This is a genomic window from Nostoc punctiforme PCC 73102 (assembly GCF_000020025.1).
Taxonomy (GTDB): domain Bacteria; phylum Cyanobacteriota; class Cyanobacteriia; order Cyanobacteriales; family Nostocaceae; genus Nostoc; species Nostoc punctiforme.
In genome coordinates this window covers 420,357-435,969 of the sequence record NC_010628.1, presented here as the reverse complement: position 1 = coordinate 435,969, position 15,613 = coordinate 420,357, and the positions used below count along the sequence as shown (strand labels likewise).

Here is a 15,613-nt window from a genome sequence, read left to right as displayed (position 1 = left end):
AGTTAATTGGGAATTGGTCACTGTTCGATACTTTGTTGCCACAGTCTTTCCAACATTTCAACTTGTTCTTTTAAAACAGCCGCACGATGTACAAGATATCTGTCGTAAAAGAGAATTCCTAACCCAACACAAATAGGGGTTAACAAGAAGAACCATTGCAAGATAGCGGCAAATTTATATTGTTCAGCAACAGTCAGCATTTGATTAATCACATTACGGTCAGAGGATTGGATGCTAGTCTGAGGGGAATGTGTAACCTCTGTCTGGGGAGCCAAGTCGGGAGCATTTTTAGTAGTCTTGTTAACTTCGTAGGCTAAATTCTGAGATTTTACTAAATCCAGATGTCGCTCCCAAACAATGCCAAATACTACTAGTTCTGGAGAAAGCACTGCTAAAATAACTACGCAAACTGTAAGAACATTTAAAAGTTTGGCTTTCATCTTGGCTCTCCCTTGCTAGGTAGTATGCACCCAGTAAGAAAATATCATTTGCTGTTTATCTTAAACAGTTTTGATATTAAAATATGTGTAAACGGGAATTTTCACAATTGTTAGCTATCAGTTGTTTTTCTAATTATTACTGACTACTGACCACTGAAAAGTTACTAACATTTTCGCAAAACGTAGGATTATTCAATCAGAAAGAACACACTTAGATTCTCGAATGTGGTTTCATCTTGCTCTCAAAAGGGAGATTAAGAAGTCCCCCCTAGTTCACTCAGCTTTCGCTCAGGAATGTTGGGGGGTAGAGGGGAATCTCTGCGTAAATCCTATACGATTTATATCAGTCGCTCTCCACAAAACAGTTTACCTCAGCCCTGTTAAGATTATTAAATTTATTAGAATAGTACTCAACGGCTGTAATCCTCATCAGATAAGTATTATAAAAAAATATTGGGGTATGGGTGCTAGTGTTTTTGAGATGGGGTGCTAGTGTTTTTGAAGTGGGGTTCTGGTGTTTTTGTACTCAATCTAAAAGCAATGTAGGCAAAGCTTTAGAACTGTTTTTAATGCAAGTTTTAGTAGGCAAAATCTGTACTCAAAAGTAAATATCGATGTCTTTTGATAAAGATAAACTAATAAAATCAGAAAATCCATTAAATGTTTTGAAACTAAGTTATATTTCCCTAACAAATAGAGAATGATGATAAAAATTATTCATATATACAGAATTATAAAAATTGATCTTAGCCTAAGAGACAACAGTCAGCAATTCCAAATGGTAAAATAAAAGAATGGCAAGCTAGACATCTGGTGGAGTGAGAATCAATGAGAGCATCGGATAAAAGTTCTTCCTAAACTTTCAGATTTTGTGGTTTAGTTAGAATACATAGTATATGCACTCATTGAGATTCAAGTGCAAATTAAATACACAAAAGCTTATTGTTATAAGTAAATACTCTGTACTAAGATTTAGAATTTTAGGAGTTAAATAATGCGGATTGCTCAAGATATAACAGAACTGATCGGACGAACTCCTTTAGTTCAACTGAATAAGATACCTCAAGCTGAGGGAGTAGTAGCAAGGATAGTTGTCAAATTAGAAGGTATGAACCCAGCAGCCTCGGTAAAAGACCGCATTGGGTTAAGTATGGTACTTTCAGCAGAAGCGGCTGGCTCAATTCAGCCTGGAAAGACTATTTTAGTTGAGCCTACTTCAGGTAATACAGGAATTGCTCTAGCGATGGTAGCAGCAGCACGTGGCTACCGTTTAATTTTGACAATGCCAGAGACGATGAGCCAAGAACGACGGGCTATGTTGAGAGCTTATGGCGCGTCTTTAGAGTTAACACCAGGCGCGGAAGGAATGCGGGGAGCTATTCGCAAAGCCGAAGAGATTGTGGCTAATACTCCTGATGCTTTTATGCTGCAACAGTTCCGCAACCCTGCCAATCCTAAAGTTCACCAGGAAACTACCGCCGAAGAAATTTGGACAGATACAGACGGAGAAGTCGATATTGTTATTGCTGGGGTAGGTACTGGTGGGACGATTACCGGGATTGCAGAGGTACTTAAAGGTCGTAAGAAGACTTTTAAGGCGATCGCAGTTGAACCCAGCAACAGCCCAGTTCTCTCAGGTGGTGAAGCCGGGCCACACAGAATTCAAGGTATTGGTGCCGGATTTATCCCCGATGTTCTTCGCCTAGAATTGGTTGATGAAGTAATTAGAGTCAGCGATGAACAAGCGATCGCTTACGGGCGACGTTTGGCAAAAGAAGAAGGCTTATTATCTGGCATATCCTCTGGTGCAGCTTTGTGTGCTGCCATTCAAGTAGGTAAACGTCCAGAAAATGCCGGACGTTTAATCGTAATGATTCAGCCTTCCTTCGGCGAACGTTACCTCAGCACCCCCATGTTTCAAGACTTGTCTTTAGAAACTGCTGGCGTGCGTTAAAGATAGTGAGGAGAGATGAGGGAATAGCGATCGCAGTTTCTCCCTCATCTACTTTATGTCTTAGCGCTGTTTACTTAGACGGTTGCCATTGCCATTTGCCGCAGCGTCTTACAATTTTTAATTCTTAATTTTTCATTTTTAATTCCTCAAAAGGGTTGACTTCCTGACAAATTGGAATGCGGATTTGAAACTCTGCCCCCTCACCTGGCTCTGAGGTACAAGAGAGCGAACCACCATGTTTTTCAGTGACAATTTGGTAACTAATCGACAAACCCATACCTGTCCCTTTACCCACAGGTTTTGTAGTGAAGAAAGGATCGAACAGCCGTTGACGAACAGACTCTGGCATACCTAGACCATTATCTGCAATCCGAATTTCGACTTGATGAGCATCAATTTGTTCAGTGTGAATAGTAATAGTTGGAGTTATTATTTGTCCTTGATTTTTCGCCAATGTATCTTCCAAAGCATCGATCGCATTACTCAACACATTCATAAACACTTGATTTAGCTGCCCTGCATAACATTCCACTTGGGGTAAGTTGCCATAGTGTTTAATCAACTCAATACCGACACGATCTGACTTTGCTTTGAGCCGATGTTGCAGAATCATCATGGTACTGTCAATTCCCTCATGAATATTAACAGCTTTAATTTCGGCTTCGTCCATGCGTGAGAAAGTTCGTAGAGAAGCGACAATTTGGCGAATTCGGTCTGCGCCAACCCACATAGAAGACAGTAATTTAGGCAGGTCTTCTAGCACAAATTCTAGATCGATATCCTCCGCTTGTTCTTGAATCTCTGGATGAGGAGATGGGTAATGTTTCTGGTAAAGTTCCAGCAGTCCCAACACCTCTTGGGTATAGCTGTTGGCATGAGTCAGGTTGCCAAAGATAAAATTGACCGGATTGTTGATTTCGTGAGCAACGCCAGCTACCAGTTGTCCTAAGCTCGACATTTTTTCAGTCTGCACAAGTTGAGCCTGAGTTTGTTGCAGTTTATGGAAAGATTTTTCGAGTTGTTCGGCTTTTTCTCGCTCTCGTGTTTCGGATGCTTGCAAAGCTTCATTATTAGCTTCCAATTGTTGCGAGTAAACTTGTAGGTTGGTGTAAAGACGAGCGTTCTCGATCGCAATCGAAATTTGTGCTGTCAACAGACTCAGTACATTCACCCGTTCTGAAATAAAAGCGCCAGGAATGAGATTATTTTCCAGGTAAATAAGACCAGTAAACTTGCCAGAGTGAATCAGTGGTAGACACAAAATCGATTTGGATTGGTAAGTGATGATACAAGCATCAGTCGCAAAGCGGGAGTCTTTAACAGCATCGTTTAAAACCAGGTTCTCTCTGGTTCTTTCCACATAATTAAATAAGGCAATCGGGAGTAAAGGTGAATCAGTCTCATCCTGACTCTTAACAACAACATTAACGTTCTTACCTTCAACCATTCCCGCCGCTTCCAGCATCCATTGATTCTCGTGCTTGACAATAAAATAACCTTGTTGAGCGCCAGCATTTTCGATGACATTTTTCATCAATTTTTCGAGCAAGCGACTCAGCACCATTTCTTCTGACAAGACTTGTGAAGCTTTCATCACCGCCATCAAGTCGAGAATTTCAGCGCCTCCGCTAGTCGTGGAGCTTGTTTGAATAGTTTGCAGGTAATTCGTTTCTGGTTTTTCTGTGTTTGATTGCACAATCAATTGCGGATAGCGTGCTTCTAAATCTTTGACTTTAGCTTTAGCACCCCAATGGCTATAGGCGTAGTAAGCATTTGTCATGTATGTTTGGGCGATCGCTTCTTTACCCCATGACCAATAGAATTTAGCAGCGAGTTCGTGAGCCAGTGCTTCTTCGTTGATATATTCGTTTTGTTTGGCAAGTGCGATCGCTTTGTCATACATCTCGATCGCTTCGATTTTTTCCCCTAAAACCCGATGCCGCTCTGCCTCTACTAGATAGAATTTGTGTAAATGATTCGTTGGGGCATGATGCGCCCATTTTTGCATTTTTTCTTGATTAGCTTGGACGCGATCGATAATTGCGTGTTGTTCTGATGCTTGGCGATCTGGATATACCGCTAACCTTACTAAAGAATCGTAAAAATGAAATAGAGGAACAATAGGCAATCCTACCACTACGTTTAAATACTTCTCTGCTAGAGCAGTATTTTCAATCGCTTCTGAGTAATTTTCAAACCAGTAACTAAGTAAAAGTTTGTTCCAATATATGTAGGCAACTCCCAATATGTCGTTCGCTTGTTCGTGCAATGGTAACTTTATTTGCTCATCGCAGGCTTTACCCTTTAGAAGGCAGGGATTTTCACATTTTCCAAGCAGATTTAATGTAGCCTGCGAATAGGTTTCTAGATAATGAAGCGGTGTTTCTTGCTTGATTTTATCAATAGCATCTCTGTTGATTGCCATCTCTCTTTCAAGGACAGTTAGTTCTTTGCCGCTAAAGTAAGCGAAACAGGAGTACATTAGTAGACCATAGGCAGCAAATTCTAAATCACCTGTCTCCAGTCCGCTAGAGTAAACTGCCACTAAAGGTTCTAAAGTTTCTCTAAGATGATCTTTCCAAGGTCGGATAAATATATTTACTATCAGGAGTGTCTTAGCTTTGATCTCTTGAGCATTTAACTTTGACACTAGAGTTAAAGCCAATTGACCGAACTGATAACCTGAATCAATATCTCCCACAACTCCGCAAAGCAGAAGACCATAATTGGCATAAGCAAAGCCAGAAACGGAAGCATTACCATATTGAACGGATAAATTTACTTGTTTGCACACCGTCAAAGGCACCAGTGCAGGAGCAGCCATGTATGCAGGAGCAAAAATACTTGACATGATTCTCATCGCTGCTAATTTATAGCGATCGCTCATTTGAGGCAGATCAATTAAATCTTCAATTAGCGTTCCACTCAAAATTGCCGCAGTTTCCCCTAATGCTTGTCCAATATCTGACGGATTCGGCTCTTGGGGAAACTCTACTCCTAACAGCTTTAAAACTTGTAATCCTGTACTAACCGCTTCTACAAGCCTATTTTGTCCTATGTAAGCTTGTATCAGAACTTCATAGACTTCAATTTTATCCAGCAGCGTTTTAGCGCAGTTTTGTACTATCTCAACAAATCTCTGCATTTCTGCAAAATCACCACTCAAAAAAGCTGCCTCTGCTGCTTCGGAGTGTAGTGCTAATGTCAGTTCATATTCACACTTCCAGCTTTCTTCTGTTAACAGTTGTAAACCGACTTGGAAATATTTGATGGCGGAATCGTGCGCTGTGGCTGCTTTTGCCCTCTTCCCTGCGATCAGATTGAGTTCTGCAAGTTGAGATTTTTCTGTTTCAGATATTAGTAAATCAGTGCCGTAATTCAGTTGATTAACTAAAGCAAATATATTTTCTTGGCGTTCTTCTGGTGTAGTCTTTTGCAGCAGTAATTGACCAATTTTCAGATGCGTTGCTTTCTTCTGCTCATCGGGAATCAGAGAATACGCTGCTTGTTGTACTCGGTCATGTAAAAACTTGTAATCAACTTTGACATCTGTTAAGGTAAAGCCGCCTGAATCCTCTTGACTAAACGCTAAGGGAATTTTGTAGTCCTGATTTAACGGCAAAATTAACCCAGCTTGTAGGGCTGACCACAATTGCGCCGCAGTTCTTAAAGAATATGCTTCGTTAACGATCGCTAATATATCCAGATTGAATGTGTTGCCAATACAAGCAGCCAGTTTGAGTACTGACTGCGTTTCTAGAGACAGTTTACGAATATTTCTTGCCGTCAGTTCAACCACATTCAGGTCAGTAAGACCGATCGCTTGAATATGTTGGATATCCCACTGCCAAACTCCAGACTGGAAGTCATACGTTAACAAGTCTTCTTGATGTAGAGTTTTCAGCAGTTGCGTTAAGAAAAAAGGATTTCCTCCAGTTTTGTGGAATAGTAATTGTGCTAATGGCTTGCTGGCTTCTGTGTCATTCAACGTATCGCTAATTAACGCTTCCACATCCGTTAACTGCAATGGTGCCAAGATGATGTTATCTACCACCGCACCAGAAGATTGAATCTTGTCCAAACTGAGCATAAGTGGATGGGTGGGCGACACTTCATTATCGCGGTATGCACCGACTAACAATAAATATTTGCGCTCGCTATCTGTCATCAATAGCTCAATTAAGTTCAGCGATGCCGAATCTGCCCACTGCAAGTCATCCAAGAACACAACCAGAGGATGATGTTGGGTAGTGAATACGCCAATAAATTGTCCAAAAACGCGATTAAAACGATTTTGAGATTCAGCCGCACCCAGTTGTGTTACAGGTGGCACAGTTCCAATAATTAGTTCGACTTGTGGAATCACATCGATAATGACTTGCCCATTCTCTCCCAACGCAGTTAAGAGTTTATCTTTCCACACTTGGATTTGGGCTTCGCTTTCGGTAAGTAATTGCCCAATTAAAGATTGGAACGCTTGAATCAATGACGCATAGGGAATATTGCGCTTGAACTGATCAAACTTGCCTGCAATAAAATAACCCCTTGCTCCCACAATGGGTTTATGAACTTCATTGACAACACTTGTCTTGCCAATCCCCGAATAACCAGAGACGAGCATGAGTTCGCTGCTACCTACTGCCACACGCTTAAACGCAGCCATCAATGTTGCTACTTCTGCTTTGCGCCCGTATAGCGTTTGCGGAATCAAAAAATGCCCGGATTTGTCTTGTCTCCCCGGTACAAAGTTTTCAATTTTTCCAGTTGTTTGCAGTTGAAACAAACATTCCTCTAAATCCGCTTTCAGTCCCCAGGCGCTTTGATACCGCTCTTCTGCTGTTTTCGCTAATAATTTTAAAATAATTGCACTAATCGCTTCTGGCACATCTCCCAAGATGCGGCACACGGTTTCGCTACAGGGTGCGGCTGGTGTTTTGGCAATATGAGAGTGGATTAACTCCATTGGATCAACAGCTTGAAAAGGCAAAATACCCGTTAGCATTTCATATAAAGTTACACCCAGCGAATAAAAGTCGGTGCGATAGTCAACCGCCCGGTTCATTCTCCCTGTCTGCTCAGGTGACATATATGCAAGCGTACCTTCGAGCAAATTCGGATTGCTCAAGGTGGGATTTTCTTTATCAAGTCGTGAGGAGATACTGAAGTCAATCAGTTTGGCTTCGCCAGAATCGGGGTCAATTAAAATATTGTGCGGCTTAATATCTTTATGAATAATTTGTTGGGCGTGCAGTTCTCCTAAAATTTGTGCCAGATTAATCCCCACCTTGAGGAAAGTAATCAAGGTGGTTGTTTGAGTTGCAATCAGTTCTTGGAGCAAGCAACCTGGAATGTCTTCTAAAACCAAAGCCAGTCCATGCTGATAATTCTTTAACTCATAAGCTTTAACAATGCCAGGAATTTCCAGAGTCTCAATGATTTGATATTCGTGGCGCAGTCTAGCTATGTCTTCTAAGAGCGGATGTTCGCACAAGAGAGTTTTGACAATGACAGAGGCGTTATCAGTTTCTCGCCGTCCACGATAAATGATGGTTTTACTACCGGAGTGAAGGGTTTCGAGGAGTTGATAACCAGATAAAGTAGCTGTCATTGTTTTTTATTCTTGCAATATTAAGCATACTTACTATGCCCATGCAAGTTTAGCTTTGTAACATTTGTGACAAAAAGCAGCATTATTTCACGAGATGTTACAAATACTAATTCACTCTAAACTTGTCTACTGAGTTTGAGAGCATTGTTACATCTCAAACCCAATAACTCAGGTTTTAACAGATTACCTCAGTGCAAAAGTCCTGTACTAATGTTTACAGTTGCCTTGCTTTTGGTGTTGTTGAGAACCTTGACCGTGATTATGATCTTTACCGTGGGAACAGTTTTGCAAATCTTGCTTCAAAAGCTTGTCGCTAATTTCTTGCAAGGATTCATCGACAGCTTGTAACCCAATCCAAGTATCAATCTTTTGTACATCAAATCCTACTTCGCGGCGATCGCCTACTTCTAACAAAGGACGGCGAATTAGTAGTGGTTCTTTCAGCATCAGCGCCAAAGCGGTTTGTTCATCCACTTTTTCAGGAACCACCTCACCAGATTTTATCTTGGGAGCGGAAAGGTTAAACCATTCGACTACGGGGCGATCGCCAAAAAATGAGCGCAACCGTTCAGCTGTCCAAGCTTCTTTTAGTAGATTCTGTGGTATCACCTCATGACCAGCAGCTGTTAGCAAAACTTTTTGCTTAACACCACCTTTACAGCCTGGTTTGCTATAGAAAATTACCCTTGCCATTCAACTATCTCCTAATTACTCTTTAGCGCTAAAGCGCCAACTACGAACCGATGAAATTAAAAATTCCTAGCTTTATGGCTAACTAAGTCAAACTCAAACCTCTCATTCGGATCGGTTTCGCCATAAATATTAAAAGTCACAGTTGGTTCATCACCCACTGCTTCTACACTGTGAATTGCATCGGGAGTAAAGCTAATAATGTCTCCTGGAAATAGAGTTACCTCTCCCGTTGCTTCAATCTTGTCCTGAAATTCTGGGCTATTGGTGCGTCGCCAAAAAGTATTTTTTTCCTGGCCTTTTAGCACCGCCACGATTCCCCACGTTCCATGATTATGAATGTTTGAACGGGTTCCCGGTGCAAATGTTACTGTTTGCACAGTCAATGGAAAACCCAATTCATCATATAGGAGTAAAACAGAGTTTCCCGTTTTTGGTGAAGGCTCTAAATGCTGACTTTGCACCCAGTAGGAATTTACAATCAAGCGCCTTACAAGCATCCGAGTTTCTGGCAAACAATTGGTTTCATTGTCACTGCCATTGAGAACATCTTCCACCTCAGTTAAAAACCGATAAAGGCGGTAATTTTCTCTCAATAAATCCCAGGATCTTACAGATTTACAGGCTTGATGCTGACCGTCCCCTGTTAGCAGCCAATCCCTACCTTTCATAACTTTTAAATTGATAGCTGAGAAGATTGGATCACAATGATCGGTGAGACATTAGGAATGTTACCTACAGGAAGCTGAGTAGGTATGTTAATAGGAGGGATGATAGAGTTACTATCAGTACTTGCTCCTAATAGAGAATAAGATTTAGTAGATAACCAATTGTTCATGATTTTCACCTTGACCTTTCATTGCTGACTAATTAATCGTCTTCTTCTGCTGGACGTGTCAAAATATCCAGCAGAATTCCAGAACCAAAATCATTCTTTTCGTCTATCTGTTTGACTCTGGTGCTGATCTGTTTTGCTTGCTCAATTTCTCCTAACTTTGCTAGTACTAATCCAGAAGCAGCATAAGCATTTAAGTACAATCGAATTTGTGGGTCTTCTTTGCGATTGACTAATATAGCCTGAAGTTGCTCCCAGTCATCAGGAAATTTCTCTAGTTCTTTAATTTTATCTAATAATTTTATTGTTGTTTGTAGTGCAAGAGAATAATTATTTTTATAATAGAAAAATCTATATGCTGCTACTAAGACATCTGTATTTTCACCAGTCTGGGCTAAAGCTTGTTGAATATATTTTTCGGATTCAGATGTATTTTCCCAGTTTTGTGCAGCTAAAATTAATAGGTTTTTGATGTCTTCTGGAACCTGGAACCATGAGAATTTATTTGCATCAAGTTGCATAATAATTTTTTTGTGCGTAGGCAATAGGGAATAGGCAATAGGCAATAGTAAAAAAGTAATAATAATTACCAATGCCTAATGCCCAAGTTAAAACAAAGTGAGAACGTACACCAAGGTGAATAATACAATCCAAATAATGTCTACGAAGTGCCAGTAAATTTCTGTCATTTCGATGAAAGTATGATTGGTTGCAGAATATTCACCAGGGAGACGCGATCGCCACAATGCACGTAATATCAATAACAGTCCCACAAAAACGTGCAAACCGTGGAACCCAGTCATGATATAAAAGCAGTTGGCAAAGACGTTGGTGGTCAGTCCGTATCCCAATGTTGAATACTCATAAACCTGACCAGCCAAGAAAATTGCACCCATAATTGCAGTAATTGCGTACCACAGTTGCATTCCCTTGACGTTATTCTTTTTAATTGCCGTATCACCGAAGTGAATCACGAAACTACTAGACACCAGAATAATGGTGTTAATTGTCGGTACAAGTAGTTCTACTTCACTTCCTTCTGGAGGCCAAACTGGTGTAATACCTTTAAAAAACAAGAAGGTAGCAAAAAATCCCCCAAACATCAGGGATTCAGAGGCGAGGAATGTTAACAGTCCCCAAACTCTTAAATCTGGATGTTCTTCGTGTCCTGCACCGTGTTCTTCGCTGGTGGTTGTAGCTATAGTCATAGATTTTTTGACAATACGATCTACTCTGTCTGTTGTGGAAGCTTAAATAAAGAATGAAATCTGAATTAGCAAAATTTCCATTCTTTATCCAAAATCCTTGTTTAGCCAAACTCTTGACTTGTTCAGCAATTCTCAAAATTCCGAGTTTCGTGTTCTGAACTCGGCCTTTCGTGTTTTGAACTCGGCCGTTCATGTTCTGAACTCGGCCTTTCGTGTTCTGAACTCGGCCGTTCATGTTCTGAACTCGGCCTTTCATGTTCTGAACTCGGCCTTTCATGTTCTGAACTCGGCCTTTCGTGTTCTGAACTCGGCCTTTTGTGTTCTAAGCTCGGCCGTTCATGTTCTGAACTCGGCCTTTCGTGTTCCAAGCTTGAAGTTTCAGGTTCCAAGCTTGGAGTCTCAAGTTCCCAAATCTAATGACTAGAAGTTTTAGTGACTTTGAGTGCGATCGCATTACTCACTCTACTACCTAAGCACTAGCTTCCGGCGTTGCAGATGGCTGTACTTCATTACTGTTACCATGACCATAATCATAAGGGCCATGAGTCACAACCGGCAATACTTCCCAGTTTTCAATTGCTGGTGGTGAGCTAGTTGTCCATTCTAAAGTCAAAGCTTGCCAAGGATTATCACCAGCCAAAGGCCCTTTCAACCAACTGTAAATCATGTTGATGGCGAAAGGAATTACCGATATCCCCAAAACAATTGAACCGAAGGTACAAATTTGATTGAGGTCGATAAATTGGGGGTCATACATTGCCACTCGTCGGGGCATTCCTTTTAAACCCAACTCGTGCATAGGTAAAAAGGTCAGATTTGTGCCGATGAAGGTGAGAGCAAAGTGAATGCGTGCCAAGCTTTCATTCAGCATTCGTCCGGTCATTTTGGGGAACCAGTGATAAATGCCGGCATAAATGCCAAACACGGAACCGCCAAACAGAACGTAATGGAAATGTCCGACAACATAATATGTGTCGTGGACGTGAACATCAAAAGGCGCTGTTCCCATCGTTACACCACTTAAGCCGCCCATGACAAACATAGACAACAAGCCAATGGCGAAAAGCATCGCACCAGTGAAGCGGATTTTACCACCCCAAAGGGTAGCAACCCAAGCAAAAATCTTCACGCCAGTGGGAACTGCAACGATGAGAGTGGAGATGGTGAAGAACATCCGCATCCAGCCGGGTGTGCCACTGGTAAACATGTGGTGTACCCAAACGAACAAACCCACAACGCAGATGGCTACGCTAGAGTAAGCGATCGCTTTATAACCAAAGATTGGCTTGCGGGAGTGAACTGGAATTACCTCCGACATGATGCCGAAGATGGGCAGAATCATTAAATATACTGCCGGGTGAGAATAAAACCAGAATAAGTGTTGATAAATTACAACGTTACCGCCTGCATCTGGTTTAAAGAAGGATGTGCCAAAGTTGAGGTCGAACAACAGCAGAACTAAACCAGCTGCTAATACAGGTGTGGAGAGAAGCGCTAGGATGGAGGTTGCCAAGATTGCCCAGCAGAATAGGGGTACTTGATCCCATTTCATGCTAGGAACTTTCATCATCAAAATGGTGATTACGAAGTTCAGCGAACCCAAAATTGAGGAAGTTCCCACCAAAACGATCGCAAGTATCCACATAGTTTGAGCGATTGGCGCTGTCACCAAACTCAAAGGTGGGTAAGCTGTCCAGCCAGATTGCGAACCGCCAAAGATGAAACTACCTAATATGAGTAATCCTGCTGGTGGGTTTAACCAAAAGGCGATCGCGTTCAGCTTCGGGAAAGCCATATCCCTAGCACCGACCATCAACGGCACTAAATAGTTACCAAATCCGCCAATAGCGCTAGGGACAATCCACAGGAAGATCATAATCGTCCCGTGATTGGTCATGAAAGCGTTATACAGATTGGGGTCGAGTACGTCTGCATCTGGTGTTGCTAATTCGACACGCAGAGCGATCGCCATCAGTCCGCCGATGAGATAGAAGACAAATGCCGTCACCAGGTATTGAATACCAATAACCTTGTGGTCAACATTAAATGTAAAATAATCTTGCCATTTCCACGCCTTTGGATGCGAAGTGTGGCCAGTCACCATTTTCGGTTTATTTCCTTCTGGTGGAGTATTTCGTGGAAATTCTACCTGCGTCATATTTTTGTCCCTTGTCGTTTGTCATTTGTCATTTGTCCTTTGTCTTTTTGTCATTTGTCCGTTGTCATTTGTCCGTTGTCATTTGTCATTTGTTAGTTACTAATAACTAATGACCAATGACTAATGACTAATGACCAATGACCAATGACCAATGACTAATGACCAATGACTACTGACTCTAGAGTTGCTGCACTGATTCCCATATCATGGGTGTGGGGTGCAAGAAACTCCGATGTTGATAAGTCGGCTGGATTAACTGCAACAACTTGATTAAGGTTTTGCTGTTGAGCAATCTGGTTTTCTGTCCGCCAGCTATCATATTCTTCTGGTGTGTGGACAATTACCTGTGTCCGCATTGAACCGTGATAACCACCACACAACTCAGCACAAACTACGGGATATGTACCTGGTTTGGTGGCGACAAATCGCAGTTCGGTAGGAATACCGGGAAGTGCATCTTGTTTCAAGCGGAAGTTTGGAACCCAAAATGAATGAATTACATCTTCTGCTGAAAGGTTGAGTTGAACATCAGCACCAACGGGTATGTGCAATTCCCCAGAGGTAATGCCACTATCGGGGTAATTAAATAACCAGGCGTACTGTATGCCTTTGACATCAACAACTAAATCGGCTGGTTTGTTTAGGGTTTGAGGAGACGCGCCAATCCCAATTGTTGGGGCGATCGCTGGTGCAGCCGTTACTTCAGAGCTATCGCTTAATGTAGCTGCGATCGCGGTTCCCGACTGATGAGCAACATGAGCGGCTGAATGAGGATGACCAGCAGGCTCAAAACCGCCCATTTGGTTAAAAACATCTACACTGTAGATGCCCAAACCGAGAACAATCACTGTAGGAATTGCTGTCCAGAAGATTTCTAAGGGAACGTTACCTTCAATTGGCAAACCATCGGTATCATCACCACGACGGCGACGAAACTTCACCAAAAAAATCAGAATAGTTCCTTCTACCACCAAGAAGAGTGCGATCGCAATGGTAAACATGACGTTGAAAAAACCGTCTACCAAAGGCGCTTGTAGCGATGCCTGCATCGGCATGAGAGTGTGGTTTTGACCGATCCAAATGCTGATTGCTGTAACTACTATCCCAGCAACCAGAGTCCATAGTGAAACAGGAACTTGTTGCATACATGCTACCTGCTTTGTAAACAGTCTTTTATAGGTACTGGGTATTGGGGATTGGTAATTGGTAATTGGGCATTGTTATTTATTCCCCATTCCCCATTTCCCATTTCCCATTCCCCTTTCACTTATTAACTTTCTAACGTGCAGCCATAAAAAAAGGGGGAAAATTCCAGATTTTTTCCATATCCTTCCCCCAGAAAATTACAAATTATATTTCAACTCCTATGAAAAAGTTAGCCCCCTGCTTTCAAAAAAGCTAGTTATTCCAAGAGGGCACTGTTGACCTAATATTGATTAGGCTATATTAGCAGCAAGTTTAATTTTGTTAATAGCTAACATTTTACGATTTACGGATTTGTTTACTGTGAACTATTTATTAGTTACAGTAAATACTTAGTATTCCCCTCAAGTTACCTTGCCTAGCGCATTTTCGCTTTCTACAAACAGTGCCTCCTTGAATTAACAACAATTTGGACTAACTGTAAAAACTCTAATTATTTACTGCAACATGGGTGTAGCAATTTTTCGGGCAAATCCGCGAACACGCTTCACAACCAATACAGTTTTCTGGAGAAGTAACTGCCATTACTTTCCGTTCAATTTCTTCATCATCTTCGTCTTCTACAAATTCACCTTCTTCATTGAGTGCCTTCAAACCTAGCACATTGTACCCGCAGACTTTAACACATCTGCCACAGCCGATACATTTATCTTTGTCAATTTCTTGAGCAAATTTTGGTGTCCAAGCTTTACCGCCAAATGTCAAACCTGTTAGTTGTGCCATTAATAATCCTTGGCAATTTTGCCTATCAATCTGTTTGTGCATTAATCATCATATTATCCTAATCTTTTATTATTTTGTATTCAAAACTCACTTTTATTTGATAAAAAATCGATGACTTTGAACACAATTAAAAATCATTTTTGGAAATAAAACTAAATGCAAATTATTGCCAATAATAATTATGAATGCTTAAGTTTACCTCGTTCAGATGCGGAGCATCTGAACGCATTCATTGAGTCTATAACTCAATATCTGACTGGAGACAGCAGCCGCTAATCAGCTATATTCCATACAACGCATAGAAAAAAGAGACGCATAAATTACAGGTTTGAAACTTACCTTTGTCAGTAAAGCCTCATGTAAACGCAAGTATATCGATAAAAGTGATGATATTATTTTTCAAATACTTTTAGCTTTAAAGAAAGAAATCTAGATAAACAGTATACATATATACGAAAACAAATGTTCATTGATTACATTTTGATATATGCAATATGTATTTTACAAAGCAACAATTTGCAATTTAATTTGATTCAACTATTTATATAAATGATGACAAAATAAATATTGATTTTCCGTTTAAATCAATATAATGAATTCATGAAGGAAACATAATTGATTTATAAAGCAACTGTGATTTTTATGGCAGAATCCGATCGTGCCTTAAATATTAAGATTATTAATAAATCAGGTGTAATCCAATCGTATCAGGCTTAAACATGTTCTCTAAACACTTTATGGTTAAAGCTCAAATGTTCATTCAATAACTAATTAAATGAATATTAAGATATCTT

Annotated in this window: 10 protein-coding genes; 1 reads left to right on the top strand and 9 read right to left on the bottom strand. The window is 40.8% G+C overall.

Annotation, left to right across the window (positions count from 1 at the left end):
* Nucleotides 1-17: 17 nt before the first annotated feature.
* Complete coding sequence (locus NPUN_RS01765) at nucleotides 18-440, bottom strand: hypothetical protein (protein WP_012407153.1); 423 nt, start codon at nucleotides 438-440, stop codon at nucleotides 18-20.
* A 994-nt stretch (nucleotides 441-1,434) separates the two neighbouring features.
* Between NPUN_RS01765 and cysK the strand changes: the two genes are divergently transcribed.
* Entirely contained in the window at nucleotides 1,435-2,394 is a 960-nt protein-coding gene (cysK, locus tag NPUN_RS01755; RefSeq protein ID WP_012407152.1) for a cysteine synthase A, read from the top strand.
* A gap of 124 nt (nucleotides 2,395-2,518) precedes the next feature.
* Here cysK and NPUN_RS01750 read toward each other — a convergent pair whose 3' ends face one another.
* The 8 genes from NPUN_RS01750 to fdxB all read right to left on the bottom strand — a co-directional run bounded on the left by NPUN_RS01750 (nucleotide 2,519) and on the right by fdxB (nucleotide 14,819).
* A complete protein-coding gene (locus NPUN_RS01750; protein ID WP_012407151.1) occupies nucleotides 2,519-8,002 on the bottom strand; it encodes a trifunctional serine/threonine-protein kinase/ATP-binding protein/sensor histidine kinase in 5,484 nt (1,827 codons plus the stop codon).
* Nucleotides 8,003-8,209: 207 nt separating this feature from the next.
* Complete coding sequence (locus tag NPUN_RS01745) at nucleotides 8,210-8,695, bottom strand: ArsC/Spx/MgsR family protein (protein ID WP_012407150.1); 486 nt, start codon at nucleotides 8,693-8,695, stop codon at nucleotides 8,210-8,212.
* A 56-nt stretch (nucleotides 8,696-8,751) separates the two neighbouring features.
* Complete coding sequence (locus tag NPUN_RS01740; protein WP_012407149.1) at nucleotides 8,752-9,363, bottom strand: cysteine dioxygenase family protein; 612 nt, start codon at nucleotides 9,361-9,363, stop codon at nucleotides 8,752-8,754.
* A gap of 199 nt (nucleotides 9,364-9,562) precedes the next feature.
* The gene (locus NPUN_RS01735) at nucleotides 9,563-10,048 is read right to left on the bottom strand and encodes a hypothetical protein (RefSeq protein WP_012407148.1); all 486 of its coding nucleotides are present in this window, start codon (nucleotides 10,046-10,048) and stop codon (nucleotides 9,563-9,565) included.
* Between the two features lie 87 nt (nucleotides 10,049-10,135).
* Nucleotides 10,136-10,735, bottom strand: a complete 600-nt coding sequence (locus tag NPUN_RS01730) for a cytochrome c oxidase subunit 3 (RefSeq protein WP_012407147.1) — start codon at nucleotides 10,733-10,735, stop codon at nucleotides 10,136-10,138.
* 469 nt (nucleotides 10,736-11,204) lie between these two features.
* On the bottom strand, nucleotides 11,205-12,893 hold the full coding sequence (ctaD, locus tag NPUN_RS01725; RefSeq protein ID WP_012407146.1) for a cytochrome c oxidase subunit I: 1,689 nt from the start codon (nucleotides 12,891-12,893) through the stop codon (nucleotides 11,205-11,207).
* Between the two features lie 155 nt (nucleotides 12,894-13,048).
* On the bottom strand, nucleotides 13,049-14,038 hold the full coding sequence (locus NPUN_RS01720; RefSeq protein WP_012407145.1) for a cytochrome c oxidase subunit II: 990 nt from the start codon (nucleotides 14,036-14,038) through the stop codon (nucleotides 13,049-13,051).
* Between the two features lie 487 nt (nucleotides 14,039-14,525).
* Nucleotides 14,526-14,819, bottom strand: a complete 294-nt coding sequence (gene fdxB / locus NPUN_RS01715; protein ID WP_012407144.1) for a ferredoxin III, nif-specific — start codon at nucleotides 14,817-14,819, stop codon at nucleotides 14,526-14,528.
* Between the last annotated feature and the right edge of the window lie 794 nt (nucleotides 14,820-15,613).